This is a genomic window from Streptomyces sp. NPDC031445 (assembly GCF_055581365.1).
Window position 1 is genome coordinate 271,579 of sequence record NZ_JBVIJO010000001.1, and the last position, 25,930, is coordinate 297,508.

Consider the following 25,930-nt stretch of genomic DNA (forward strand, 5'->3'; position numbering starts at 1 on the left):
CGTGGATCCCCCCGGGCCGGCTCAGCCCCGCTGGGTGAAGCCGTAGTCCAGGATCTTCGCCGCGTCCTTGAAACGCTGGTCCGCCGACGTGTCCGCGAGGATCGTGCCCACGACCGTCCTCGAATCACGGGTGGCCGCGAACACCAGGCAGAACTTCGCCTCCGGACCGGAGCCGGTCTTCACGCCGAACGCGCCCCGGTAGGAGGCGAGGAGCTTGTTCGAGTTGTTCCACGGCTTCATGGCGTGCGTTCCGCCGCCGGGCCGGTACGACCGCATGTCGTCGTAGACCTTGGTGCCGACGACCTTCTTGAACGACTTGTTCTTCAGCGCGACCCCGGCCAGCTTGGCCAGGTCGCGCGGCGAGGAGTAGTTCTTCCCGTTGGACACCCCGTCGAAGGAGTCGAAGTGGGTGTTCTTCAGGCCGAGTTCGCGCGCCTTGGCGTTCATCTTGCCGATGAACGAACTGGTCCGCCGGGCCGTCGTCGAGCCCGTGCCGTAGGTGTCCGCGAGCGCGTAGGCCGCGTCGCAGCCCGAGGGGAGCAGCAGGCCGTACAGCAGGTCGCCCGTCGTCATCGAGTCGCCGAGGATCAGGTTGGCGCTCGAGTAGCGCTGGACGTGCGTCACCGGGTCGATGACGTAGTCGGTGTACTCCTTCTTGATCTTCACTTTCTTCCCGAGGTCCACGTTCCGCTGCGACAGCACCACCAGCGCCGTCATGATCTTCGTCGTGGAGCCGGTCCGCAGCCGCCCGTCCGGCGCCTTGCCGAAGAGCTGCTTGCCGGTCGCCGGGTTCATGGCGTACGCGCCCTGCGCCGACACCTGCGGTGCCGCGGCGGCGGTGCGCTGCGCGGAGGCCGCGCCCCGTGCCGTGGCCGCCTGGGCGGGAGCGGTCGCGAGGACGCCCGCCCCGAGGACGGCACCGGCCGCCACGGCGACGGCGGCTCTGCGGCGTACCCGGGTTCCCTGGCCGTTGGTCATGGTTCCCCCTTCTGTCAGTGGTCAGTTGACGGGGGCTCACTCCATCAGACCCGGGCCGGGGCGGCCGTAATGGAGATCACATGGGTCTTCTGTGCGCACCATGTGCCGGAACTATGGCTTCCGTCACAGCGCACATGATCCCTGCCTGGTCATATGACCGCGTGCGTAAAATCCTCCCCCTCGCCCTCACCGGCCTGCTCGCCGTGTCGGCGTGCCAGTTCGCCGGCGGCGACGACCCCGGCGACGAGGCCCACCGCCTCAACACCATGGAGTCGTTCCCGCTGCACGCGTACGTACCGGACGCGACGTCCCGCGACGGCAAGGCCGTCGGCACGGCCCAGTGGATCCTCGCCAAGCGGTGCATGGTCCGGCTCGGGTTCACCGGTTTCAGGACGCTCGACATCAGGACCGTCGAGTCGACCTACCCGGTGCGGCAGGGCACCTTCGTGGGCGGAGGCAAGGTCGGGGACGACAGCCCGTACGGTGTGGACGACCCCGGCCGGGCGGCCGAGCACGGCTACCACAACGTGGTGCGGGACCAGTCCGACGACCAGCCCATGGAATGGCCCGCCGACCAGTACGCGGCCCTCACCGGCACGTTCGAGTCCGGCGACAGCCACCGGGCGCACGGCCACCCCATCCCCGCGAAGGGATGCATGGGCGAGGCCTTCCGCAGCATCTACGGCCCCGAGCCCAAGCCGGCGAAGGTCGGCGGCGTGCGGCTCAGCGGCTACTACTCGCTCCCCGTGCAGTACTGGTACCAGGCGCACAAGCAGGCACGGAAGGACCCCGCCTGGAAGAAGGCCGAGCGCGAGTGGTCCACCTGCATGAAGGACAAGGGCTTCCACTACTCCGACCCGGACCAGGCGTCCACCGACTCCGACTGGTTCCGCGGCGACGAGCCGTCGGAGAAGGAGAAGAAGACCGCCGCAGCGGACGCCCGCTGCAAACTCGACACCGGCTTCATCCAGGCCGTGCACGCCGTCGAGAGCCGCGCGCAGAAGACCGCCATCGGCAAGAACAAGAAGGCGCTGGACGCACGGCTCGCCGACGACCGGCGGGCCATGGCGAAGGCGCGGAAGATCGTCGACGACGAGTCCTGAGCGGGCGGGCCCGGCCGCGCGGCCGGGCCCGCGGGCCATCGCCGCACGGAAAACCTGTGGTCGGCGAGGTCCCGGCCGGGGAGACTCGGCGGCATGTTCCTGACGATCTCCACCACCGGCACGGCCGGGAACCCGGCCACCGACCTCGGGTACCTGTTGCACAAGCACCCCGACAAGGCGCAGGCGTTCTCCACGTCGTACGGCACGGCGCACGTCTTCTACCCCGAAGCCGACGCCGAACGCTGCACGGCCGCCCTGCTGCTGGAGACCGACACGCTCGCACTGCTGCGCCGGGGCAAGGGCAAGGGCCGCGGCGGCGCCCCCGACGCGGCTCTCGCGCAGTACGTCAACGACCGTCCCTACGCGGCCTCCTCGCTGCTCGCCGTCGCGCTGAGCAGCGTCTTCTCCAGCGCCCTGCGCGGTGTGTGCGCCGCCCGCCCCGAGCGGGCGGCGGCTCCGCTGCCGCTGCGCGTCGAGGTCCCGGCGCTGCCCGCCCGCGGCGGAGCCGACCTCGTACGACGGCTCTTCGAGCCGCTCGGCTGGACGGTCACCGCCGACCCCGTGCCGCTCGACACCGCGTTCCCGGAGTGGGGCGACTCGCGGTACGTCCGGCTCGTGCTGGAGTCGGAGCGGCTGACCCTCGCCGCGGCACTGCGCCACCTGTACGTCCTGCTGCCGGTGCTGGACGACGCCAAGCACTACTGGGTCTCCGCCGACGAGGTCGACAAGCTGCTGCGCGCCGGTGAGGGCTGGCTCGCCGGCCACCCGGAGCAGCAGCTGATCACCAGCCGCTACCTGTCCCGCCGCTGGTCGCTGACCCGGCAGGCACGCGAGCGGCTGGAGCTGGTGCGGCTGGCCGAGGCCGACGACAGCGAGGTCGAGGACATCGACAACGCCGTCGCGGAGGAGACCGAGGCGGAGGAGAAGCCGGCCCCGCTCGCCGAGCAGCGCCGGGCGGCGATCCTCACCGCGCTGCACGCCTCCGGCGCCGCGCGCGTCCTCGACCTCGGCTGCGGGCAGGGGCAGTTGGTGCGGGCGCTGCTCAAGGACACCCGGTTCACCGAGATCGTCGGCGTGGACGTGTCCGTACGGGCCCTGACCATCGCGGCGCGGCGGATCAGGCTCGACCGGATGGGGGAGCGGCAGGCGGCCCGCGTCCGGCTCGTCCAGGGCTCCCTCGCCTACACCGACAACCGGCTCAAGGGGTACGACGCCGCCGTGCTCAGCGAGGTGATCGAGCACCTCGACCTGCCCCGGCTGCCCGCCCTGGAGTACTCCGTGTTCGGGCACGCGCGTCCCCGCACGGTCGTCGTGACCACCCCGAACGTCGAGTACAACGTCCGCTGGGAGAGCCTGCCCGCCGGACACGCCCGGCACGGCGACCACCGCTTCGAGTGGACCCGCGAGGAGTTCCGCGCCTGGGCGGCGACGGTGGCCGGACGCCACGGCTACGACGTCGAGTTCGGTCCCGTCGGCCCGGAGGACCCCGAGGTCGGGCCGCCCACCCAGATGGCCGTGTTCCACCGCGACGACCGCGACGACACCGAGAAGGAGGCGAAGGCCGCATGAACGCAACCCGCCGGCCGGGACGGGAGCTGCCCGTCACCGACCTGTCCCTCGTCGTCCTCGTCGGCGCCTCCGGCTCCGGCAAGTCCACGTTCGCCCGGCGGCACTTCAAGCCCACCGAGGTGATCTCCTCCGACTTCTGCCGCGGTCTGGTCGCCGACGACGAGAACGACCAGAGCGCCAGCCGGGACGCCTTCGACGTCCTGCACTACATCGCCGGCAAGCGGCTGGCCGCCGGCCGCCGCACCGTCGTCGACGCCACCAGCGTGCAGCAGGACGGCCGGCGCCAGCTGATCGAGCTGGCCAAGCGGTACGACGTGCTGCCCATCGCCATCGTGCTGGACGTGCCGGAGGAGGTGTGCGCCGCGCGCAACGCGGCCCGCACCGACCGCGCCGACATGCCCCGCCGGGTCATCCAGCGGCACATCCGCGAACTGCGCCGCTCACTGCGCCACCTGGAGCGCGAGGGCTTCCGCAAGGTGCACGTCCTGCGCGGCACGGAGGAGGTGGAGAACGCCACCGTCGTCACCGAGAAGCGCTACAACGACCTCACCCACCTCACCGGCCCCTTCGACATCATCGGCGACATCCACGGCTGCTCCGCCGAACTGGAGGCGCTGCTGGCCAGGCTGGGGTACGCGGACGGGGCGCACCCCGACGGCCGTACCGCCGTGTTCGTCGGCGACCTGGTCGACCGCGGCCCGGACAGCCCCGGCGTGCTGCGTCGGGTGATGTCCATGGTGAAGTCGGGCAACGCCCTGTGCGTCCCCGGCAACCACGAGAACAAGTACGGCCGCCACCTCAAGGGCCGCCGGGTCCAGCCCACCCACGGACTCGCCGAGACCATCGCGCAGATGGAGGGCGAGAGCGAGGAGTTCCGGTCCCAGGTACGGGAGTTCATCGACGGACTGGTCAGCCACTACGTCCTGGACGGCGGCCGGCTCGTGGTCTGCCACGCCGGCCTGCCGGAGAAGTACCACGGCCGCACCTCCGGACGGGTCCGCTCGCACGCCCTGTACGGGGAGACCACCGGCGAGACCGACGAGTTCGGGCTGCCGGTGCGCTACCCGTGGGCGGAGGACTACCGGGGCCGGGCCGCGGTGGTCTACGGCCACACACCCGTGCCCGAGGCCACCTGGCTCAACAACACCATCTGCCTGGACACCGGTGCCGTCTTCGGCGGCAAGCTGACCGCGCTGCGCTGGCCGGAGCGGGAACTGGTCGACGTACCGGCCGAGCGGGTCTGGTACGAGCCGGCGCGGCCGCTGCGCACCGAGGCGCCCGGCGGGCAGGACGGCCGGCCGCTGGACCTGGCGGACGTGCACGGCCGCCGGGCCGTGGAGACCAGGTACGCGGGCCGGGTGGCCGTCCGCGAGGAGAACGCGGCGGCGGCCCTGGAGGTCATGAGCCGCTTCGCGACCGACCCGCGCCTGCTGCCGTACCTGCCGCCGACCATGGCGCCGACGGCCGCCTCACGGGCCGAGGCCCGCGACGGAGCCGCTGACGGACACTTCCTGGAGCACCCCGAGGAGGCCTTCGCGCAGTACGCGCGGGACGGCGTCGCGCGGGTGGTGTGCGAGGAGAAGCACATGGGCTCCCGCGCGGTGGCCCTGGTCTGCCGGGACGCGGAGACGGCGCGCAAGCGGTTCGGTGCGGACGGCCCCACGGGGTCGCTCTACACCCGTACCGGGCGGCCGTTCTTCGACGACGCCGAGGTGACCGAGGAGATCCTCGGTCGGCTGCGCTCGGCGATCGGGGACGCCGGTCTGTGGGACGAACTGGACACCGACTGGCTGCTGCTGGACGCCGAGCTGATGCCCTGGTCGCTGAAGGCCACGGGGCTGCTGCGCGGCCAGTACGCGGCCGTCGGCGCCGCGTCCGGCGCGGTGTTCCCGGGCGCGCTCGCCGCCCTGGAGGCCGGGGCGGCGCGCGGTGCCGACGTGGGCGCCCTGCTCACCCGGCAGCGCGAACGCGCCGCCGACGCACGGGCGTTCACCGCCGCCTACCGCCGCTACTGCTGGACCACCGAGGGCCTGGACGGGGTCCGGCTGGCCCCCTTCCAGCTCCTGGCCGTCCAGGGCCGCAGCCTCGCCGCGCTCCCGCACGACGAGCAACTGGCCCTGATCGACCGGCTGGTGGAGCACGACGGCACCGGACTGCTGCAGACCACCCGGCGGCTGTACGTCGACACCGGCGACCCGGAGTCGGTCCGCGCGGGCGTCGACTGGTGGCTGGAGATGACCGGCCGGGGTGGCGAGGGCATGGTCGTCAAGCCGGTCGGCGCGCTGGTCCGCACCCCCGAGGGGCGGCTGGTGCAGCCCGGCGTCAAGTGCCGGGGCCGCGAGTACCTGCGGATCATCTACGGTCCCGAGTACACCCGGCCGGAGAACCTGGCCCGGCTGCGGCAGCGGTTCCTGAACCACAAGCGGTCCCTGGCGCTGCGCGAGTACGCCCTCGGTCTGGAGGCCCTGGACCGGCTCGCCGCCGGGGAGCCGCTGTGGCGGGTGCACGAGGCGGTGTTCGGGGTGCTGGCGCTGGAGTCGGAGCCGGTCGACCCGCGGCTGTAGCCACCGCACGGCGCACCGCCTCCCGGCACCGGCGCACGCCTTCCCGACGCGCCGGTCACACGACGCCCTTGTGTCGCGCACATCTTCGTCCATATGGTGGACAGCCGTGCGGCGCAGGGGCGTTGGCGTGTCCTGGGGGGAGTGGCGAGCGTGGAGATCAAGAAGATCGTGGTCCGCGAGGACCAGCGGGACACCACCCGCAGGCCGGCGATCCTGGAGAAGCGGCCGACCCGCTGAGCATGCGCGTCCACCTGGTCACGATGCCGTGGCACCCCCTCGACCTGCCCTCGCTGCAACTGGGTCTGCTCCAGCGGATCGTGCGGCGGTCCCGCCCCGGCGACGAGGTGAGCGAGTTCCACGGCTCGCTGCGCTGGGCGGAGTACCTGCTGGAGGGCTCCGGCGGCCGGCTCCGCCCGGGCGACTACGTCGCGGTCGGCAGCGACGCCGTCTTCCACGGCCTCGGCGACTGGGTCTTCTCCGGCGTCCTGTACGGCGACCCCGGCTGGGGCGAGGCCCGGCTGAAGGAGTACGCGGCCGACCGGGACGTCCCCATCGGCACCGCGCTCGCGATGCGCCCGTACGCGGCCGGCTTCATCGACGCCTGCGCCGCCGAGATCCTGGCCGCCGGACCGGACGTGGTCGGGTTCACCAGTACCTTCATGCAGAACGTGCCGTCCCTCGCCCTCGCCCGCGAACTCAAGCGAAGACGCCCCGGGGTGACGGTCGTCCTCGGCGGCAGCAACTGCGACGGCCCGATGGGCCACGCCCTGCACCGCAACCACCCCTTCGTCGATCACGTGGTCCGCGGCGAGGCCGAGTACGCCCTTCCCGCGCTCCTGGACCACCTGGAAGCCCGTACCGCCCCGGCGGACGTCCCCGGACTGTGCTGGTGGGACGGCACGGTGTCCCGGGCCAACACGGAAACCCGGCGGACCGTGGCCCCGGCCGACATACCCTCGCCCGACTACGACCAGTGGCAGGCAGCCCTGGACGCCTCCCCGGTCCAGGAGCACATCCATCCGAAGCTCGTCGTGGAGGGCGCCCGTGGCTGCTGGTGGGGCGAGAAGCACCACTGCACCTTCTGCGGGCTGAACGGCACGGCCATGGCCTTCCGCGCCAAGCCGGGGGAGCGGCTGTGGACGGAGATCGACCGGCTGGTGCGCCGCCACCGCCTCCTCGACGTGGTCACCGTCGACAACATCATCGACATGGCCTACTTCCGCGACTTCCTGCCCCGCGTGGCCGGGAGCGGCTGGGACCTGCGGCTGCACTACGAGGTCAAGTCCAACCTCACCCCCGCCCAGCTCGGACTCCTCGGCGCCTCCGGCGCCGTGCACATCCAGCCCGGCATCGAGAGCCTGGGCAGCCGCGTCCTGGGCCTCATGGACAAGGGGGTCACCGGCGCCCGCAACGTCCGCACCCTGCGCGAGTGCGAGAACCACGCCCTGACCTGCTCCTGGAACCTGCTGTACGGCTTCCCCGGCGAGAGGGCGGACGACTACGCGCCCGTCATCGACCAGCTGCCCGCGCTGGTCCACCTCCAGCCGCCGAGCGGCGCCCACCGCATCCAGCTGGAACGGTTCAGCCCGCACTTCACGGACCCCGGCCTCGGCTTCGGCGAGCGCCGCCCGGCCGCGATGTACCAGCACGTCTACGACCTGCCCGAGGACGAACTCGCCGACCTGGTCTACCTGTTCGACACCGAACCGGCGGGCATCGGCGGCCCGGTCGAACGGCGGCTGAAGGACGCGGTGGCCGACTGGCGGGCCGGGCACGCGGACTCCCGGCTGCTGTTCGAGGAGGACGGCGCGGAGCTGCTGGTGCACGACCGCCGCTCCGGCCGCCCGCCCGCCACCCACCGCCTCACCGGCTGGCGGGCCGCGGCCCTGCGCCTGCTGGAGGACGGCCGGACCGTGCCCGCGCTGCACCGCCTGCTCACCGCCGACGGCCACGAGGTGCCGGCCCGGTCCCTGGACGCCTGGGTCGACCACGCGTACTCCCTGGCCCTGCTGTTCCGTGACGGCACCACATACGTCTCCCTGCCGACCTGGCAAGAGCCGGTCCGGCTACCCGAGGGGGCTGGCTGAGGGGCTGCCGGGGGACGGGGCGAGTGGGCCCATGGTGGGCCCCGCGACTGAGCGGCCGGCCAAGGGAACGGGATGAGCCGGCTGCCGAGAGGGAGGGTGTGAGCGTGCCGATCGGGGGCGTCGGGAGCGTGTCGACCGAGGGGGACCGGGCGAGCGGGCCCACCGGGGAACGCGGGCTGCCCGGCTCCGTTCCGCACCGGCGTGCCGGGCGCCGGGTCGAGGTCGCCGGGGCCCTGGACATGAGCGGCACGGGCCGTGCGACGGCGGAGGCGGTGCGGTTCCTGCGCGAGTGCCAGGGGCTGGGCCTCGGCGTGAGCTGGCGGGCGACGGGCACACCGTCGTACGACCCCCGCCTGCTGTGCCACCTCCCGCCGCCCGCCGAACCGCCCGGCGAGGAAGGCGTGCCGGCGTCCTGGCGGGCCTCTCACGCCCACGGCATCCTCTACCACCGGCGCGGCCCGGACTTCGTCGCCGTCCTGGACCGCAGGGAGCGGGGCACGGCCGTCCGCCTGACCCTGGACCACCCCGCGCTGCACGCCACGTTCCTCCGGCTGCTGGAGCCCACGCCCGTCGCGGAGCTGGACGCGACCGCGCGGGAGGCGCTGGGGCTGCTCACGGCCGAGCGGCTGGTCCTCGCCGCCGGCGGCTGGGCCGTGACCCTGCCCCCGCGCATCCGCCGGTGGCCGGTGCCCTGCACCGCGATCTGACCCCGCCCGGCGCGGCACGGCGGAAACCGGCGGGCGCGGAAACCGCCGGGCGGAGGGTGAAGAGGGGTTCCGGTGGTCAGGATGGAGGCATGGGATTCCACGTCGACTCCGAGGCCGGGCGGCTGCGCCGCGTCATCCTGCACCGGCCGGATCTGGAGCTCAAAAGGCTCACCCCCAGCAACAAGGACGCCCTGCTCTTCGACGACGTGCTCTGGGTGCGCCGGGCGCGCGCCGAGCACGACGGCTTCGCCGACGTACTGCGTGACCGGGGGGTCGAGGTGCACCTCTTCGGGGACCTGCTCGCCGAGACCCTGGCGCTCCCCGAGGCCCGCGCACTCGTCCTGGACCGGGTCTTCGACGAGAAGGAGTACGGCCCCCTCGCCACCGACCACCTGCGCGCCGCCTTCGACCGGATGGCCCCGGGCGAGCTGGCCGAGGCCCTGGTCGGCGGCATGACCAAGCGGGAGTTCCTGGCGGAGCACGCGGAACCGACCTCGGTCCGCTTCCACGTCATGGAGCTGGACGACTTCCTGCTCCGCCCGCTGCCCAACCACCTGTTCACCCGCGACACCTCGGCGTGGATATACGACGGCGTCTCCATCAACGCCATGCGCTGGCCGGCCCGGCAGCGGGAGACCGTCCACTTCGAGGCGATCTACCGCCACCACCCGCTGTTCCGTGACGAAACGTTCCACGTGTGGTCCCGGGGGCAGGCGGACTACCCCTCCACCATCGAGGGCGGCGACGTCCTGGTGATCGGCAACGGCGCCGTGCTGATCGGGATGAGCGAGCGCACCACCCCGCAGGCCGTGGAGATGCTGGCGCACAAGCTGTTCGCGGCCGGTTCCGCGCGCACGATCGTCGCGCTCGACATGCCCAAGCGGCGCGCCTTCATGCACCTCGACACGGTGATGACCATGGTCGACGGCGACACCTTCACCCAGTACGCGGGCCTCGGCATGCTCCGCTCGTACACCATCGAACCGGGCGTCGGCGAACGCGAGCTGAAGGTCACCGACCATCCGCCGGAGCACATGCACCGCGCGATCGCCGCCGCGCTCGGCCTCGGCGAGATCCGGGTGCTGACCGCCACCCAGGACGTGCACGCCGCCGAGCGCGAGCAGTGGGACGACGGCTGCAACGTCCTCGCCGTCGAGCCGGGTGTCGTCGTCGCCTACGAACGCAACTCCACCACCAACACGCACCTGCGCAAGCGGGGCATCGAGGTGATCGAGATCCCGGGCAGCGAGCTGGGCCGCGGCCGGGGCGGCCCGCGGTGCATGAGCTGTCCGGTGCAGCGGGACCCCGTATGAGAGGGCGGGGACATGCGGATCGCATAGAAATGTGAAGGGTCGTATAGACTTACAGGGTCCCTTGCAGTCATACATCTGGAGCGCCCCCCATGGCGACAGTCCCGACCGCCCTCGCCGGCCGCCACTTCCTCAAGGAGCTGGACTTCACCGGGGAGGAGTTCCGCGGCCTGGTCGAGCTGGCCGCCGAGCTGAAGGCCGCCAAGAAGGCCGGGACCGAGACGCCGTACCTGCGGGGCAGGAACATCGCGCTGATCTTCGAGAAGACCTCGACGCGCACCCGCTGCGCGTTCGAGGTCGCCGCAGCCGACCAGGGCGCCCACACGACCTACCTCGACCCCTCGGGCTCGCAGATCGGGCACAAGGAGTCGGTCAGGGACACGGCGCGCGTGCTGGGCCGGATGTTCGACGGGATCCAGTACCGGGGCGACAGCCAGGCCAAGATCGAGGAACTGGCCGCGTACGCGGGCGTGCCCGTCTACAACGGACTCACCGACGACTGGCACCCCACCCAGATGCTCGCCGACGTGCTCACCATGACCGAGCACAGCGCCAAGCCGCTGCGGAAGACCGCCTTCGCCTACCTCGGCGACGCCCGCTTCAACATGGGCAACTCCTACCTGGTCACCGGCGCCCTGCTCGGCATGGACGTACGGATCGTCGCCCCCAAGTCCTACTGGCCCGCCCCGGAGATCGTCGACCGCGCCCGCGCGCTCGCCGGGACCAGCGGTGCCCGCGTCACCCTCACGGAGGACATCGCCGAGGGCGTCCTGGGCGCGGACTTCGTCGCCACCGACGTCTGGGTCTCGATGGGCGAGCCCAAGGACGTGTGGGACGAGCGGATCGCGGCCCTCGCCCCCTACGCCGTGACGATGGACGTGCTCCACGCCACCGGCAACCCGGACGTGAAGTTCCTGCACTGCCTGCCGGCCTTCCACGACCTCGGCACCACCGTGGGACAGCAGATCCATGAGACCCACGGCCTGGCGTCGCTGGAGGTGACGGACGAGGTCTTCGAGTCCGCCCACTCGATCGTCTTCGACGAGGCCGAGAACCGCCTGCACACCATCAAGGCGGTGCTGGTCGCCACACTCGGCCGGGAAAGCCTTGCCTGACCCGCCTCACCAGGCCTTATCCTGACCGGCGGCCCCGAGCCACCCCTTCTCGGCGCCGACGCCGCGCCCCTACGCCGGGCGCCCGCACCACCAGAAACGAGCACCACCCGCATGCCCGCTCCCCGCATCAAGTCCCCGCACCTGCTCGTCGCCGAATCCGGAGCCGACCGCGAGGGACACGGCCTGAAGCGCACCATGGGCCTCTTCCAGCTCATCTGCTTCGGCGTCGGCGCCATCGTCGGCACCGGCATCTTCGTCGGCCTGTCCGACTCCGTCGCACAGGCCGGTCCGGCCGTCGTCGTCTCCTTCGTCCTCGCCGCGCTGACCTGCGTCTTCACCGCCTTCTCCTTCGCGGAGCTGGGCGGCGCCATCCCGGTCTCCGGCTCCTCGTACTCCTTCGCCTACGCCGGCCTCGGCGAGTCCACGGCCTTCCTGGTCGGCTGGTGCCTGCTGCTGGAGTACGGCATCTCCATCTCCGCCGTCGCGGTCGGCTGGAGCGAGTACGTCAACGAACTGCTGCACAGCCTCACCGGACTCCAGCTCCCGGCCGCCCTGTCCGCCGGCCCCGGCGACGGCGGTCTGGTCAACCTCCCCGCCGTGCTCGTCATCGCCATGGCCTCCGTGCTGCTGGTGCGCGGGGTGCGCGAGAGCGCCCGCGCAACCGCCGCGATGGCCGCCGTGAAGCTCGCGATCCTCCTCGCCTTCTGCGCCATCGGCTACAGCGCGTTCAAGCACGGCAACCTCACGCCGTTCTCCCCGGCCGGGCTCGGCGGCATCGGCGCGGGCACCACCGCCGCGTTCTTCTCCTACATCGGCTTCGACGCGATCACCACCGCCGGCGAGGAGGCGAAGAACCCCCGCCGGGACATCCCGGTCGCGATCATGGTGTGCATGGGTCTGGTGACGCTGCTGTACTGCGCGGTCGCGCTCGCGGCGATCGGCGCCATCGGCGGCGACCAGGTCGCCGGCCGCCCCGCCGCCCTGTCCTACGTCGTCAACGAGGTCACCGGCTCCACCGTCGGCGGCGGTGTCATCGCCTTCGGCGCGGTCGTCGCCATCGCCTCCGTGGTCCTCGCCGTGATGTACGGCCAGACCCGCATCCTGATGTCGATGTCCCGGGACGGCCTGATCCCGCGCGTCTTCGAGAAGGTCAGCCCGCGGACCTCCACGCCGGTCGCCGGCACCCTGATCGTCGCGGTCGTCTTCGCGCTCCCGGCGGCCTTCGCCTCCCTCGACGCCGTGATGAACCTGTGCACCATCGGCACGCTCGCCATCATGGCCGTCGTCAACATCGTGGTGATCGCCCTGCGCCGCCGCGAACCGGGCCTCGCCCGCAGTTTCCGGGTGCCGCTCTACCCGGTGGCCCCGCTGCTCGGCGTCGCCTTCTGCCTGTACCTGATGTACGAGACCGGCTGGCGGACCTGGCTCCAGTTCGCCGTGTTCCTCGCGGTGGGCCTGCTGGTGTACGGCGTCTACGGCCGCCGGCACTCCACGCTGGCGCGACCGGCCGCCGAGGTCACGCCGGCCGTCGCTGAGCGGGAATCACAGGCAGTCTGAACCACACCGCCTTGCCCGAGGGGGTGGGGCGGTGCCCGCAGGACGAGCTGAGGGCGCGGATCAGCAGCAGCCCGCGCCCGCCCTCCTGCCAGACGTCGGGCTCCTCGATCACGGGCCGGGTCAGGTGCCCGGGCGGCGCCGGGTCCGGGTCGTGCACCTCGACCTGGCAACCGGTCGGCGCCAGCTCCACCACCAGCTCTATCGGGCCGTGCCCGGCGGTGTGCTCCACCGCGTTGGCCACCAGCTCGGCCGTGAGCAGCTCCGCCGTGTCGCAGTCGGCCACGTGCTCCACCTCGGTGAGGGCCGAGCGCACCAGGGCACGCGCCACGGGCACCGCCGCCGCGGTGTGCGGCAGGGCGATGCGCCAGGAGGCCGATTCGGCGGGGCGTTCGTGCAAGGCGAGTCCGTTCATGGAGCAGGCTGTCCTGCTTTCGACTGTAGGAATGGTACGGGCCCGGCCGTCCAGGGCCGTCGCCGGGCTTCGTCCGGGACCCCCAGGCCCCGGCACCAGGCGGCCTACCCAGGCGAACGGCCCGCCTCGCCCGCGCGGCCGCACTGTTACGGCGCTGTCGACGACCGGTGACCCGCGTGCCGACTGCCTTGTCGCGCCCTGGTGACGACAGTCACAAACAGGTGATAACTTCGTGGGACAGAGCAACGTACGGCACCGCCGCGCTAGGAGGCCGCACGTCATGAGTCCCTTCACCGGCTCCGCCACCCGCACCGCCGACTGGGCCCACCTGCGGGTCGAGATCGCCGACGGGGTGGCCACCGTCACCCTCGCCCGCCCCGAGAAACTCAACGCGCTCACCTTCGGCGCCTACGCCGACCTGCGCGACCTGCTCGCCGAGCTGTCCCGGGAGCGCTCGGTGCGTGCCCTGGTCCTGGCGGGGGAGGGCCGCGGCTTCTGCTCCGGCGGCGACGTGGACGAGATCATCGGCGCCACGCTCGCCATGGACACGGCCCAGCTGCTCGACTTCAACCGGATGACCGGCCAGGTCGTCCGCGCGATCCGCGAGTGCCCGTTCCCGGTGATCGCGGCGGTGCACGGCGTGGCGGCCGGCGCCGGCGCGGTCCTCGCCCTGGCGTCCGACTTCCGGATCGCCGACCCCTCGGCCCGCTTCGCCTTCCTCTTCACCCGGGTCGGCCTGTCCGGCGGCGACATGGGCGCGGCCTACCTGCTGCCCCGGGTCGTCGGTCTCGGCCACGCCACCCGCCTGCTGATGCTGGGCGAGCCGGTGCGGGCCCCCGAGGCGGAGCGCATCGGCCTGATCAGCGAGCTGGCGCCGGAGGGCCGGGCGGACGAGACGGCCGCCGGACTGGCCCGCCGCCTCGCCGACGGCCCGGCCCTCGCCCACGCCCAGACCAAGGCGCTGCTCACGGCCGAGCTGGACATGCCCCTGGCGGCGGCGGTGGAACTGGACGCCTCCACCCAGGCCCTGCTGATGAACGGCGAGGACTACGCGGAGTTCCACGCGGCCTTCACGGAGAAGCGCCCGCCGAAGTGGCGGGGGAGGTGAGGTCCGGTGCGCGTGGCGATCATCGGCGGAGGCCCCGGCGGGCTCTACGCCGCGGCCCTGCTCAAACGCCTCGACCCCGCCCGCGACGTCACCGTCTGGGAACGCAACGCCCCCGGCGAGACCTTCGGCTTCGGCGTGGTCCTCTCCGACGAGACCCTCGGCGGCATCGAGCACGCCGACCCCGTCGTCCACGAGGCCCTGCGGCGCGACTTCGTACGCTGGGACGACATCGACATAGTGCGCCGCGGCACACGGCACCGCTCCGGCGGCCACGGGTTCGCCGCACTGGGCCGGCACCGGCTGCTGGAGATCCTCCAGACGCGCTGCCGCTCGCTGGGCGTGGAGCTGCGGTTCTCCACGCAGGCGCCGCCCCTCGACCGGCTCTCGCGGGACCACGACCTCGTCGTCGCCGCCGACGGTGTGCACAGCACCACGCGCGAGACCCGCTCCGATGCGTTCCGCCCCCGAGTGACCGAGCACCGCTGCCGCTACATTTGGCTCGCCGCCGACTTCGCCTTCGACGCCTTCCGCTTCGAGATCGCCGAGACCGAACACGGCGTGATGCAACTGCACGGTTACCCGTACGCCCGCCCGTCTCCCGGCCAGCACCCCTCGACGAGGCCCTCCGGGCCGCAGAGCCCGTCCGGCTCCTCCACCGTCATCGTCGAGATGCGCGAGGAGGTCTGGCGGGCCGCGGGATACGACGAACTCACCCCCCAGGAGTCCGTCGAACGCTGTGCCAAGGTCTTCGCCGACGCGCTCGGCGGACGCCCCCTGCGCTCCGGCACGTCGGCCTGGACCAGGTTCCGCACGGTGGTCAACGAGCGCTGGTCGCACGGCAACGTCGTCCTCCTCGGCGACGCCGCCCACACCGCCCACTTCTCCATCGGCTCCGGCACCAAGCTCGCCGTCGAGGACGCCCTCGCGCTGGCCGCCTGCCTGTCGGAACAGCCGGACGTGCCCCGCGCGCTGGCGGCCTACGAGGAGGAGCGCAAGCCCGTCGTCGCCTCCACCCAGCGGGCCGCCCGGGCCAGCCTGGAGTGGTTCGAGAACCTGCGGCTGTACCTGGACCAGCCGCCCCGGCAGTTCGCCTTCAACCTGCTCACCCGCAGCCGCCGGGTCACCCACGACAACCTCCGGCTGCGCGACGCCCGCTTCACCGGGGCCGTGGAGCGCGAGTTCGGCTGCCCGCCCGGCACGCCCCCGATGTTCACGCCGTTCCGGCTGCGCGGCCTGACCCTGCGCAACCGGGTCGTCGTGTCACCGATGGACATGTACTGCGCCACCGACGGCGTCCCCGGTGACCTCCACCTCGTCCACCTGGGCGCGCGGGCCCTCGGCGGGGCCGGCCTCGTGATGACCGAGATGGCGTGCGTCAGCGAGGAGGGCCGGATCACCCCCGGCTGCGCCGGCCTCTACACCGGCCGGCAGGCCGAGGCGTGGCGGCGCGTCACCGACTTCGTGCACCGCCAGGCGCCGGGCGCCGCGATCGGCGTCCAGCTCGGGCACTCCGGACGCAAGGGCTCCACGAAGCGGATGTGGGAGGGCATGGACGAGCCGCTGCCCAGCGGCAACTGGCCCGTCGTCGCCCCCTCCCCGCTGCCGTACAAGCCGGGCAGCCAGGTCCCGCGCCAGCTCTCCCGCGCCCAGCTCACCGACATCCGCGAGCAGTTCGCGGCGGCCGGCTGGCGGGCCGCCCGGGCCGGCTTCGACCTGCTCGAACTGCACTGCGCCCACGGTTATCTGCTCTCCGGTTTCCTCTCCCCGCTCACCAACCACCGCACCGACGCCTACGGCGGCTCCCTGGAGAAGCGGCTGCGGTTTCCGCTGGAGGTCTTCGACGCCGTCCGCACGGTGTGGCCGGCCGAGCGGCCGATGACGGTGCGGATCTCGGCGACCGACTGGGCCGAGGGCGGGACGACCGCCGAGGACGCCGTCGAGATCGCCCGCGCCTTCGCCGCGCACGGCGCCGACGCCATCGACGTCTCCACCGGGCAGGTGGTGGCCGAGGAACGGCCCGAGTTCGGGCGGTCGTACCAGACGCCGTTCGCCGACCGCATCCGGCACGAGGTCCGCGTCCCGGTGATCGCGGTCGGTGCGATCTCCTCGTGGGACGACGTCAACTCGCTGATCCTGGCGGGCCGCGCCGACCTGTGCGCGCTGGCCCGGCCGCACCTGTACGACCCGCACTGGACCCTGCACGCGGCGGCCGAACAGGGTTACGACGGCCCCGCCGCACCCTGGCCCGCCCCCTACCGCGCGGGCAGCCGCCGCCCCCGCACCGGCCGCACCGACGCCCCCCGCCCCCGGCTCTCGCTCGGCGGCTGAGCGACACCGGGCCGGTCCCCTGGCGAGCGCCGGGTGTCACAGCCCGGCGAACTCCGCGCCCGCGTCGCGGAGTCGTTCGTGCAGGCGGTGGAAGACCCGGGCCGAGCGGACGCCCGGCCAGTTCGCCGGGAGGAGGCGGGCGGGCAGGCCCGGGTCGGTGTAGGGGAGGTGGCGCCAGGAGTCCAGGGCGAGGAGGTAGTCGTGGTACGCCTCCTGGGGCGGGGTGTCCGGCCGGCGCTCCCAGGACTGGAGCACGGGCTCGTGCGCGTCCAGGAAACGCTCGTGCTCCTTGGCGATCGCGGCCAGGTCCCACCAGCGGCCCACCGCCTCGGCCGTGGCCGCGAAGCCCAGGTGCTCACCGCGGAAGAAGTCCACGTACGGGTCCAGGCGCAGCCGCCGCAGGGTGTGTTCCGTCTCCTCGTACAGCCGCGCCGGGGCGATCCACACCCCCGGGGCCGCGGTGCCGAAGCCCAGTCCGGCCAGCCGGGAACGCAGCACGTGGCGTTTCTGCCGCTCCGACTCGGGAACCGAGAACACCGCGAGCACCCAGCCCTCGTCCGCGACCGGCGCCCCGGCGTAGATGCGCCGGTCGCCGTCCTCCAGCAACTGGCGTGCCTCGGGCGAGAGTTCGTACGCCGCCGCGCCGGACTCCGTGCGGGCCGGCGACAGCAGGCCGCGCCGTTTGAGCCGGGACACCGAGGAACGCACCGAGGGGGCGTCCACGCCGACCGCGGCCAGGAGCCGGATCAGCTCGGCGACGGGCACCGGGCCGGGCATGAAGCGGCCGTACGCGCCGTAGAGCGTGACGATGAGGGACCTGGGTGCGTGCTGCTCGGACACGTTGATCATTTTAGGTCGTCGGCATCACTGCTGGTCACTTCCGGTGCGCAGCCGGAACCGCTGCAACTTGCCGGTGGCCGTGCGCGGCAGCGCGTCGAGGAAGACGAACTCGCGCGGGCACTTGTAGGGCGCCAGCTGGGAGGTGAGGAACGCGCGCAGCGCCGCCGGGTCGCGCGGGGCCCCGGCGCGCAGCACCGTGTAGGCGATCGCCACCTGGCCGCGGGCCTCGTCGGGACGGCCGACGACCGCCGTCTCGGTCACGTCCGGATGGCGCAGCAGCGCCTCCTCCACCTCCGGGCCCGCGATGTTGTACCCGGCGGAGATGATCATGTCGTCGGCGCGGGACACGTAGCGGAAGTAGCCGTCGGCCTCGCGGACGTAGGTGTCGCCGGTGACGTTCCAGCCGCCCCGGACGTAGTCCCGCTGCCGGGGGTCGGCCAGGTAGCGGCAGCCGACCGGGCCGCGCACGGCCAGCAGGCCGGGCTCGCCGTCGGGCACGGGCCTGCCGTCGGCGTCCTGGACGCGCGCCTGCCACCCCGGCACCGGCAGGCCCGTGGTGCCGGGCCTGATCAGCTCGTCGGCGGCGGAGACGAAGATGTGCAGCAGTTCCGTGGCCCCGATGCCGTTGATGACGCGCAGGCCCGTGCGCTCGTGCCAGGCCCGCCAGGTGGCCGTCGGCAGGTTCTCGCCGGCCGACACGCAGCGCCGCAGGGAGGAGACGTCGTACGTGTCCAGCTCGTCCAGCATGGTGCGGTAGGCGGTCGGCGCGGTGAACAGGACCGAGACGCGGTGCTCGGCTATCGCGGGGAGCAGCTGGCGCGGGCCCGCCTGTTCGAGGAGCAGGGCGCTGGCGCCGGCCCGCAGCGGGAAGACCACCAGTCCGCCGAGGCCGAAGGTGAAGCCCAGCGGGGGACTGCCGGTGAAGACGTCGTCCCCGTGGGGGCGCACCACGTGCCGGGAGAACGTGTCGGCTATCGCCAGCACGTCCCGGTGGAAGTGCATGCACCCTTTCGGGCGACCCGTCGTGCCGGAGGTGAACGCGATCAGGGCCACGTCGTCGGAGGCGGTGTCGACCGCCCGGTAGGGGGCGGCGGGGGCCGGCCGGCGCAGGAGGTCGTCGGGGGTGTCACCGCCGTACGTCGTGATCCGCAGCCCGGGTACCGCGGCCTTCGCCAGGTCGTCCACCACCCGGATGTCGCACAGCGCGTGCCCGACCCGGGCGATGTCGCACAGGGTCGCCAGCTCGTACGGGCGCTGCTGGGCCAGCACGGTGACCGCGACCGCGCCCGCCTTCAGCACCGCCAGCCAGCAGGCGGCCAGCCAGGGCGTGGTCGGGCCGCGCAGCAGCACCCGGTTGCCCGGGACCACGCCCAGGGTGCCGGTGAGGACGTGCGCGATCCGGTCGACCCGCGCGCGCAGCTCCCCGTAGGTCCAGGTGGGGCCGTCCGGGGTGTGGAAGGCCGGGCGGGCCGGATCGGCGTGGGCCAGGAGCTCGGCGGCGCAGTTGAGCCGTTCGGGGTACCGCAGTTCCGGCAGGTCGAACCGCAGCTCGGGCCACTCGTGCGGCGGGGGCAGATGGTCGCGCGCGAAGGTGTCGACGTGGGCCGAGCGATGCATGGCGGTCCGCCCCCTTGCCGTGACAGAGGTCCGGGACGTCCGGGACGGATGCCCGGACGGGCTTCCTGGTGGGCTCGCGCTCCCCCGGAGCGGGGATCCTCAGCGTATCGTGTCGGTGACGACAGTCAACTGTGCGCGATAACGTCGGGAGATGGGTAGGGAAGGGCGTGGGGACGGCCACGGGCCCGCCCCGGAGGGAGGACCGGCTGTGTCCGCATTCTCACTCGCACCGGAGCAGACCGCCTGGTGTGCCGAGCTGCGCGAACTGGCCGCGGGACGGCTGCGCCCGCTCGCCGACCGGGGCGAACCCGGCCGCGTCAACCGGCCGCTCCTCGCCGAACTCGGCCGGCTCGGCCTGCTCGCGCGGCTCTTCGGCTCCGGTGCCCTGGACCTGTGCCTGATGCGGGAGTCCCTGGCCCAGGCCTGCACCGAGGCCGAGACCGCCCTCGCCCTCCAGGGGCTCGGCGCCCACCCGGTGCACGCCCACGGCACCCCGGCCCAGCGGGAGCGCTGGCTGCCCCGGGTCGCCGACGGCAGCGCGGTCGCCGCCTTCGCGCTCAGCGAGCCCGGCGCCGGCTCGGACGCGGCGGCGCTCGCCCTCGCGGCCGAGCCCGACGGCGACGGCTGGCGGCTCACCGGCGCCAAGTGCTGGATCTCCAACGCCCCCGAGGCCGACTTCTACACCGTCTTCGCACGCACCACGCCCGGCGCCGGCGCCCGCGGGGTGACCGCCTTCCTCGTCCCCGCCGACCGGCCCGGACTCACCGGGGAGCCGCTGGAGATGATCTCGCCGCACCCCATCGGCGCCCTCGGCTTCGACGCCGTGCCGGTCACCGCCGCCGATCTGCTCGGTGAACCCGACCGCGGCTTCGCCGTCGCCATGGGCACCCTCAACCTCTTCCGCCCCAGCGTCGGCGCCTTCGCGGTCGGCATGGCCCAGGCCGCGCTGGACGCCACCGTGGCCCACACCGGCCGGCGCGAGGCCTTCCACGGCAGACTGATGGACCTCCAGGCCGTGTCCCACCAGGTCGCCGAGATGGCCCTGCGCACGGAGGCGGCCCGGCTCATGGTGTACGCGGCCGCGGCGGCCCACGACGCCGGAGCCGCCGACGTGCCCCGGCGGGCCGCGATGGCCAAGCTGCTCGCCACCGAGACCGCGCAGTACGTCGTCGACACCGCCGTCCAGCTGCACGGCGCCCGCGCCCTGCGCCGCGGCCACCTCCTCGAACACCTCTACCGGGAGGTGCGCGCACCCCGCATCTACGAGGGCGCCAGCGAGGTCCAGCGCGGCATCATCGCCAAGGAGCTGTACGCCACGGCGCAGAAGGAGGCACGGTGACGACCGAGCGCGTCAACCCGCCCGGGCTGTCCCCGCCCACGGGCTTCTCGCACGCCGTCGTCGCGGCCGGCTCCCGCGTGGTGTTCCTCGCCGGGCAGACCGCCCTGGACGCCGACGGCAAGATCACCGGCGACTCGCTGCCCGAGCAGTTCGCCAAGGCCCTCGGCAACCTCCTCACCGCCCTGCGCGCGGCCGGCGGCACCCCCGCCGACCTCGCCCGGATCACCGTCTACGCCACGGACGTCGCCGCCTACCGCGCCCACGCGCGGCAACTCGGCCGGATCTGGCGGGAGTCGGCGGGCCGCGACTATCCGGCGATGGCCGTCGTGGAGGTCGTACGCCTGTGGGACGAGCGGGCGCTGGTGGAGCTGGACGGGTTCGCCGTCCTGCCGTAGCCCCGGCGTCCTCCGGGCGTACCCGGCGTGACCTGGCCCGTTCGGTTTCATGACGCGCCACCGATGGGGTGACGGTCACGTTCGCGGGCCCGGCCGCCCGGTACCAGTGGAGGCCCTCGAACCCCTGGAACCGGGAGGTACCCCATGTCCGTACGCCGCCCCCTCCTCGCCTCGGCCCTCGGTGCCGCGGCCCTGCTGTGCGCCGCCGTCGCCCCGGCCTGCGCCGACCCCTCCGAGCTGATCACCGTCGACCCCGTCGGCCGGATCGCGCCCGACGGCACGGTGACGCTGTCCGGCACCTACCGCTGCACCGGCGGCACCGGCCCGGTGTTCGTCAGCTCCTCGGTCAGCCAGGGCGACGCCCGCCTCAAGCAGGGCGTCGGCGGCGGCATCGCCCGGTGCGACGGCGCCGAGCACCGCTGGGAGAACTCCGGCGAGGTCACGGCCGGGACGCCGAAGGCGGGAACGGCGCGGGTGCAGGCCACGCTGACCGAGCTGCGCCCCTCGGGCATCATGCTGCTGCCGGCCTTCCACGCGGTGACGGACCGGACCGTCACGCTCACCCAGGAGTGACGCCGGGCCCGCCGTCCCGTCAGGCGCGGGCCGTTCCGTCCGGGTCCGCCGCAGCCGCCCTGCGCCGGAGCACCGGGGTCCCCGGCCGGCGCAGGGCGGCCACGAACTTGTACCGGGAACCCCGGTACACCGAGCGCACCCACTCCACCGGGGTGCCCGCCGCGTCCCGCGAGTGCCGGGACAGCAGCAGCATCGGCAGTCCCACGTCGGTGCCGAGCAACTGCGCCTCGCGCGGGGTCGACAGCGAGGTCTCGATGGTCTCGTCGGCCTCGGCGAGATGGACGCCGTACACCTCGGCGAGCGCCGTGTAGAGCGAGGGGTACGTGGCGAGGGACCGGCGCAGGCCGGGGAAGCGGTGTACGGACAGATGGGTCGTCTCGATCGCCATCGGGTCGCCGCTGGCCAGCCGCAGCCGCTCGATGCGCAGCACCTTCCCGCCGATCCCGATACCCAGCAGACCCGCCAGCTTCTCGTCCGCCGGGACCTCGCCGATGTCGAGCACCTGCGAGGCGGGCGTGAGCCCCTGGGCCCTCATGTCCTCGGTGTGCGAGGTGAGTTGCAGCGTGCGGTACAGCTTGGGCTGGGCGACGAAGGTGCCCTTGCCCTGGATCCGGTCGAGCCGGCCCTCGCCCACGAGTTCCTGGAGCGCCTGCCGGACGGTGGTGCGGGAGGTGTCGAACCGGACGGCGAGCAGACGTTCCGCCGGCATGGCCGAACCGGGCTGGAGCGCCTCGGCCATGGAGAGCAGCTGCTGCTTGATCCGGTAGTACTTCGGCACGCGCGCGGTGCGGCCGGACGCCCCCCTGTACGGCTGGGCGCTGCTGACGTCGGTGGTCATGCCTGCCTTCCCGGCTGTGTCGACGGTCTCCCGTTATAGCGACCAACTGCCTTATGGTCTAGTCCAACTGAACGGTCCGGACGAAAGGGCCGGAATGCGGACGGACGCGCTCCGGTGACTTTCTCGTAACGGCCCGGACCGGCTTTCCGAACCACCCTTGACACTCCAAAAGGTCTAGGCCAAGCTCCACCGTACTGGTCTACACCATTAGTGGCCAGGTCCCGAGCCCTACGTGCAACAGCGTCGTACGCAGGTCACCGCCGAGGGCGTGGGGGGTTAGTGGCATCCCTGAGGAGGGTGGCGTGAAGCGCAAGCTTGCGGCCGCGATCGTGATCGCGGGCATGATGGTCTCCGTGTCGGCGTGCGGCGGGGACGACGGCGACGACAGCGGCAAGAACGCGGGACCGGACAGCTTCAAGGGGCAGACCCTGACGGTCTGGGCGATGGACGGCTCCACGCCGGACCAGTGGGTCAAGGACGTCACGGCCGCCTTCGAGAAGAAGACCGGCGCCAAGCTGAAGTTCGAGACGCAGAAGTGGGACGGGATCCAGCAGAAGATCACCACCGCCCTCTCCGAGTCCAACCCGCCGGACGTGCTGGAGGTCGGCAACACCCAGACCCCGGCCTACGCGGCCACCGGCGGCCTCGCCGACCTGAGCGACCTGAAGAAGGAGATCGGCGCCGACTGGACGCCGTCGGTCTCGCAGTCCTCCGTCTACGAGGGCAAGCAGTACGCCGCCCCCTGGTACTTCGCCAACCGCGTCGTCATCTACAACAAGAAGATCTGGGCCAAGGCCGGCATCAAGGACACCCCGAAGACCCGGGACGAGTTCTTCAAGGACCTGGAGACCATCGGCAAGAAGACCGACGCCGAGCCGCTCTACCTGCCCGGCCAGAACTGGTACTTCTTCGACGGCCTGACCATCGGCCAGGGCGCCGACCTGGTGAAGAAGGACGGCGACAAGTACGTCTCCAACCTCGCCGACCCCAAGGTCGCCCAGGCCATGGAGGTCTACAAGAAGTACGCCTCCTACTCCAAGGCCCCCAAGGACAAGGACGAGGCCACCCCGCAGCAGGCCGAGGTCTTCGCCAAGGGCAAGACCGGCGCGTTCATCGGCATGGGCTGGGAGGCCGGCACGGCCGTCACCGCCAACAAGGCCATCGAGAAGGACCTCGGCTACTTCACCATCCCCGGCCAGACCGCGGACAAGCCCGAGGGCGTCTTCCTCGGCGGCTCCAACCTCGCCGTCGCCCAGGGCAGCAAGAAGCAGGCCCTGGCCAAGGAGTTCCTGAAGATCGCCCTGTCCGACCAGTACGAGGGCGAACTGGCCAAGCTCAACGGCGTCATCCCGAACAAGCAGGCCCTGGAGTCCAACCTCAAGGGCAACGCCGTCGCCGAGGCCGCCGCCCCCGGTGCCGCCGTCGGTGGCACCACCCCGCTGATCCCCGAATGGGGCGCGGTGGAGAACAACCCGAACCCGATCAAGTCGTACATGACGGCCGTGCTCAACGGCAAGTCCCCGGCGGACGCCGCCAAGCAGGTCGAGGGCGAGATCAACAAGCGCCTGGCCCAGCAGAACTGATGACCGCGCCGGGGGCGCCACGCCGGCGCCCCCGGCTCACCAGTGTCGTCCGTACGGCCACGGAAGAGATGGCAACTCATGTCAGTGCAGACCGAAGGCACGGACACGGCCGGGGGGCCCGCTGTCCGCAAGGCCCGGGTGCCGGCCCCGCCGCGCGGTGACAGCCGCACCACCGGCGCCCCGTCCCGGCGCGGAGCCGCCGCCCCCTACCTGCTCCTGCTGCCCGCGCTGCTGGCCACCGCGGTGCTGCTCGGCTGGCCCCTGGTCAAGAACGGCCTGCTGTCGTTCCAGAACCTCAACCCGCGCCAGCTCATCCAGCACCTCACCGAGTGGAACGGCGTCGACAACTACCAGGAGGTGCTCAGCGGCGGGGACTTCTGGCACGTCGTCGAGCGCTCCGTCGTCTTCACCGCCGTCAACGTCGCACTGATCATGCTGATCGGCACCCTGGTCGGCCTGCTGCTGGCCCGCCTCGGCGCCAGGATGCGGCTGCTGCTGATGATCGGGCTCGTCCTCGCCTGGGCCATGCCGGTCATCGCGGCCACCACCGTCTACCAGTGGCTGTTCGCCCAGCGCTTCGGCGTCGTCAACTGGGTGCTGGACAAGCTCGGCTGGCACTCCATGGCCGACCACAACTGGCTCCAGACCCAGTTCTCCACGTTCGCCGTGATCACCCTGCTCCTCGTCTGGCAGTCCATACCCTTCGTGGCGATCAACCTCTACGCCGCGACCACCACCATCCCCCGCGAGCTGTACGAGGCGGCCTCCCTGGACGGCGCCGGAGCCTGGAAGAGCTTCACCTCGGTGACCCTGCCCTTCCTGCGGCCCTTCCTGTACGCCACGACCTTCCTCGAAGTCATCTGGATCTTCAAGGCGTTCCCGCAGATCTTCGCGATGAACGAGGGCGGCCCCGACCACCTCACCGAGACCCTGCCGATCTACGCCTACGTCGAGGGCGTCGGCAACCAGCACTTCGGAGTCGGCGCCGCCATCTCCTTCCTGACCATCCTGGTCCTGCTCCTCATCACCTCGTACTACCTGCGCATGGTGCTCAAGCAAGAGGAGGACGAGCTGTGAAGCGCTCGCTCTTCGGCCGCTTCTGGCCCAACGCGACCGCCGTCGTCCTCTTCGTCGGCTTCGTGTTCCCCGTGTACTGGATGTTCGCCACGGCCTTCAAGCCGACCGGTGACATCATCTCCGAGAACCCGGTGTGGTTCCCGACCGACGCCACCCTCGAACACTTCAAGAAGGCCGTCGACGCCGACCACTTCTGGACCCTGGTCGTCAACTCCGTCACCGTCACGGTCCTGTCGGTCGTCTTCTCGCTCGTCATCGCCCTGTTCGCCGCCTTCGCCCTCGCCCGGCTGCGGTTCAAGGGCCGGCGCGGCCTCATCGTGACGTTCATGCTGGCGCAGATGGCCCCCTGGGAAGTCATGATCATCGCCATCTACCTGATCGTCCGCGACAACGACATGCTCAACAGCCTGGTCCCGCTCACCGTCTTCTACACGATGATGGTGCTGCCGCTGACCCTCCTCACACTGCGCGGTTACGTCGCCGCCGTGCCCAAGGAGCTGGAGGAGTCGGCCATGGTCGACGGCTGCACCCGCACCCAGGCCTTCGTCAAGGTGATCTTCCCGCTGCTCGCGCCCGGTCTGATGGCGACCTCGCTGTTCGGCTTCGTCACCGCCTGGAACGAGTTCCCGCTCGTCCTGATCCTCAACAAGGACATCGAGAAGCAGACCCTGCCGCTGTGGCTGTCCCAGTTCCAGACCGCCTTCGGCGACGACTGGGGCGCCACCATGGCCGCCTCGTCCCTGTTCGCGCTGCCCATCCTGATCCTCTTCATCTTCCTGCAACGCAAGGCTGTCAGCGGTCTGACCGACGGCGCCGTGAAGGGATGACGC

The 25,930-nt window shown here is 72.3% G+C and carries 22 protein-coding genes; 17 read left to right on the forward strand and 5 right to left on the reverse strand.

Annotated elements, in window-relative coordinates:
- Positions 1 to 21: 21 nt before the first annotated feature.
- The gene (locus ACZ5DC_RS01070) at positions 22 to 978 is read right to left on the reverse strand and encodes a D-alanyl-D-alanine carboxypeptidase family protein (protein ID WP_468648103.1); all 957 of its coding nucleotides are present in this window, start codon (positions 976 to 978) and stop codon (positions 22 to 24) included.
- 161 nt (positions 979 to 1,139) lie between these two features.
- On the opposite strand from ACZ5DC_RS01070, the gene ACZ5DC_RS01075 reads away from it, so the two are divergent.
- From ACZ5DC_RS01075 to ACZ5DC_RS01115, 9 genes are all read left to right on the forward strand, one after another.
- Positions 1,140 to 2,081: a hypothetical protein gene (locus ACZ5DC_RS01075; RefSeq protein WP_468648105.1), complete on the forward strand. Its 942-nt coding sequence runs from the start codon at positions 1,140 to 1,142 to the stop codon at positions 2,079 to 2,081.
- A 93-nt stretch (positions 2,082 to 2,174) separates the two neighbouring features.
- A complete protein-coding gene (locus ACZ5DC_RS01080) occupies positions 2,175 to 3,650 on the forward strand; it encodes a 3' terminal RNA ribose 2'-O-methyltransferase Hen1 (RefSeq protein WP_468648107.1) in 1,476 nt (491 codons plus the stop codon).
- Positions 3,647 to 6,214 (forward strand): polynucleotide kinase-phosphatase, encoded by a 2,568-nt coding sequence (locus ACZ5DC_RS01085; protein ID WP_468648109.1) that lies wholly within the window; start codon positions 3,647 to 3,649, stop codon positions 6,212 to 6,214. The genes ACZ5DC_RS01080 and ACZ5DC_RS01085 overlap by 4 nt, the downstream gene beginning before the upstream one ends.
- A 93-nt stretch (positions 6,215 to 6,307) precedes the next feature.
- Positions 6,308 to 6,451 carry a hypothetical protein gene (locus tag ACZ5DC_RS01090; protein WP_468648111.1) on the forward strand — a complete coding sequence of 48 codons (144 nt, stop codon included), beginning with the start codon at positions 6,308 to 6,310 and terminating at the stop codon, positions 6,449 to 6,451.
- Between the two features lie 2 nt (positions 6,452 to 6,453).
- Positions 6,454 to 8,301, forward strand: coding sequence for a RiPP maturation radical SAM C-methyltransferase (locus tag ACZ5DC_RS01095; RefSeq protein WP_468648113.1), 1,848 nt, complete (start codon positions 6,454 to 6,456; stop codon positions 8,299 to 8,301).
- A 98-nt stretch (positions 8,302 to 8,399) separates the two neighbouring features.
- Positions 8,400 to 9,008: a DUF5825 family protein gene (locus tag ACZ5DC_RS01100; RefSeq protein WP_468648115.1), complete on the forward strand. Its 609-nt coding sequence runs from the start codon at positions 8,400 to 8,402 to the stop codon at positions 9,006 to 9,008.
- 89 nt (positions 9,009 to 9,097) lie between these two features.
- Positions 9,098 to 10,321, forward strand: coding sequence for an arginine deiminase (locus tag ACZ5DC_RS01105; RefSeq protein WP_468648117.1), 1,224 nt, complete (start codon positions 9,098 to 9,100; stop codon positions 10,319 to 10,321).
- An 89-nt stretch (positions 10,322 to 10,410) separates the two neighbouring features.
- Complete coding sequence (gene argF / locus ACZ5DC_RS01110) at positions 10,411 to 11,433, forward strand: ornithine carbamoyltransferase (RefSeq protein ID WP_468648119.1); 1,023 nt, start codon at positions 10,411 to 10,413, stop codon at positions 11,431 to 11,433.
- 111 nt (positions 11,434 to 11,544) lie between these two features.
- Entirely contained in the window at positions 11,545 to 12,990 is a 1,446-nt protein-coding gene (locus ACZ5DC_RS01115) for an amino acid permease (RefSeq protein ID WP_468648121.1), read from the forward strand.
- On the opposite strand, the gene ACZ5DC_RS01120 is transcribed toward ACZ5DC_RS01115, so the two are convergent.
- Positions 12,950 to 13,402 (reverse strand): ATP-binding protein, encoded by a 453-nt coding sequence (locus ACZ5DC_RS01120; protein WP_468648123.1) that lies wholly within the window; start codon positions 13,400 to 13,402, stop codon positions 12,950 to 12,952. The two genes, ACZ5DC_RS01115 and ACZ5DC_RS01120, sit on opposite strands and share 41 nt — an antisense overlap.
- A gap of 280 nt (positions 13,403 to 13,682) precedes the next feature.
- Here ACZ5DC_RS01120 and ACZ5DC_RS01125 point away from each other — a divergent pair, with 280 nt between their 5' ends.
- Together ACZ5DC_RS01125 and ACZ5DC_RS01130 are read left to right on the forward strand one after the other, a co-directional pair.
- Complete coding sequence (locus tag ACZ5DC_RS01125) at positions 13,683 to 14,510, forward strand: enoyl-CoA hydratase family protein (RefSeq protein ID WP_468648125.1); 828 nt, start codon at positions 13,683 to 13,685, stop codon at positions 14,508 to 14,510.
- A 6-nt stretch (positions 14,511 to 14,516) separates the two neighbouring features.
- Positions 14,517 to 16,838: a bifunctional salicylyl-CoA 5-hydroxylase/oxidoreductase gene (locus ACZ5DC_RS01130; protein ID WP_468648127.1), complete on the forward strand. Its 2,322-nt coding sequence runs from the start codon at positions 14,517 to 14,519 to the stop codon at positions 16,836 to 16,838.
- A 36-nt stretch (positions 16,839 to 16,874) separates the two neighbouring features.
- Here ACZ5DC_RS01130 and ACZ5DC_RS01135 read toward each other — a convergent pair whose 3' ends face one another.
- Positions 16,875 to 17,687 (reverse strand): PaaX family transcriptional regulator, encoded by an 813-nt coding sequence (locus ACZ5DC_RS01135; RefSeq protein WP_468648129.1) that lies wholly within the window; start codon positions 17,685 to 17,687, stop codon positions 16,875 to 16,877.
- A gap of 15 nt (positions 17,688 to 17,702) precedes the next feature.
- Positions 17,703 to 19,295, reverse strand: a complete 1,593-nt coding sequence (locus ACZ5DC_RS01140; protein WP_468648131.1) for an AMP-binding protein — start codon at positions 19,293 to 19,295, stop codon at positions 17,703 to 17,705.
- 208 nt (positions 19,296 to 19,503) lie between these two features.
- Between ACZ5DC_RS01140 and ACZ5DC_RS01145 the strand changes: the two genes are divergently transcribed.
- From ACZ5DC_RS01145 to ACZ5DC_RS01155, 3 genes are all read left to right on the forward strand, one after another.
- Positions 19,504 to 20,634, forward strand: a complete 1,131-nt coding sequence (locus ACZ5DC_RS01145) for an acyl-CoA dehydrogenase family protein (RefSeq protein ID WP_468648133.1) — start codon at positions 19,504 to 19,506, stop codon at positions 20,632 to 20,634.
- On the forward strand, positions 20,631 to 21,029 hold the full coding sequence (locus tag ACZ5DC_RS01150; RefSeq protein WP_468648135.1) for a RidA family protein: 399 nt from the start codon (positions 20,631 to 20,633) through the stop codon (positions 21,027 to 21,029). Before ACZ5DC_RS01145 ends, ACZ5DC_RS01150 begins: the two co-directional genes overlap by 4 nt.
- A 144-nt stretch (positions 21,030 to 21,173) precedes the next feature.
- On the forward strand, positions 21,174 to 21,602 hold the full coding sequence (locus ACZ5DC_RS01155) for a DUF6299 family protein (RefSeq protein ID WP_468648138.1): 429 nt from the start codon (positions 21,174 to 21,176) through the stop codon (positions 21,600 to 21,602).
- Between the two features lie 19 nt (positions 21,603 to 21,621).
- Here ACZ5DC_RS01155 and ACZ5DC_RS01160 read toward each other — a convergent pair whose 3' ends face one another.
- Positions 21,622 to 22,440: a GntR family transcriptional regulator gene (locus tag ACZ5DC_RS01160; protein ID WP_468648140.1), complete on the reverse strand. Its 819-nt coding sequence runs from the start codon at positions 22,438 to 22,440 to the stop codon at positions 21,622 to 21,624.
- A 302-nt stretch (positions 22,441 to 22,742) separates the two neighbouring features.
- Here ACZ5DC_RS01160 and ACZ5DC_RS01165 point away from each other — a divergent pair, with 302 nt between their 5' ends.
- The 3 genes from ACZ5DC_RS01165 to ACZ5DC_RS01175 all read left to right on the forward strand — a co-directional run bounded on the left by ACZ5DC_RS01165 (position 22,743) and on the right by ACZ5DC_RS01175 (position 25,927).
- Positions 22,743 to 24,023, forward strand: a complete 1,281-nt coding sequence (locus tag ACZ5DC_RS01165; RefSeq protein ID WP_468648142.1) for an extracellular solute-binding protein — start codon at positions 22,743 to 22,745, stop codon at positions 24,021 to 24,023.
- A gap of 78 nt (positions 24,024 to 24,101) precedes the next feature.
- Positions 24,102 to 25,100 carry a carbohydrate ABC transporter permease gene (locus ACZ5DC_RS01170; RefSeq protein WP_468648144.1) on the forward strand — a complete coding sequence of 333 codons (999 nt, stop codon included), beginning with the start codon at positions 24,102 to 24,104 and terminating at the stop codon, positions 25,098 to 25,100.
- Positions 25,097 to 25,927 carry a carbohydrate ABC transporter permease gene (locus ACZ5DC_RS01175; protein ID WP_366748226.1) on the forward strand — a complete coding sequence of 277 codons (831 nt, stop codon included), beginning with the start codon at positions 25,097 to 25,099 and terminating at the stop codon, positions 25,925 to 25,927. Before ACZ5DC_RS01170 ends, ACZ5DC_RS01175 begins: the two co-directional genes overlap by 4 nt.
- Positions 25,928 to 25,930 lie beyond the last annotated feature (3 nt).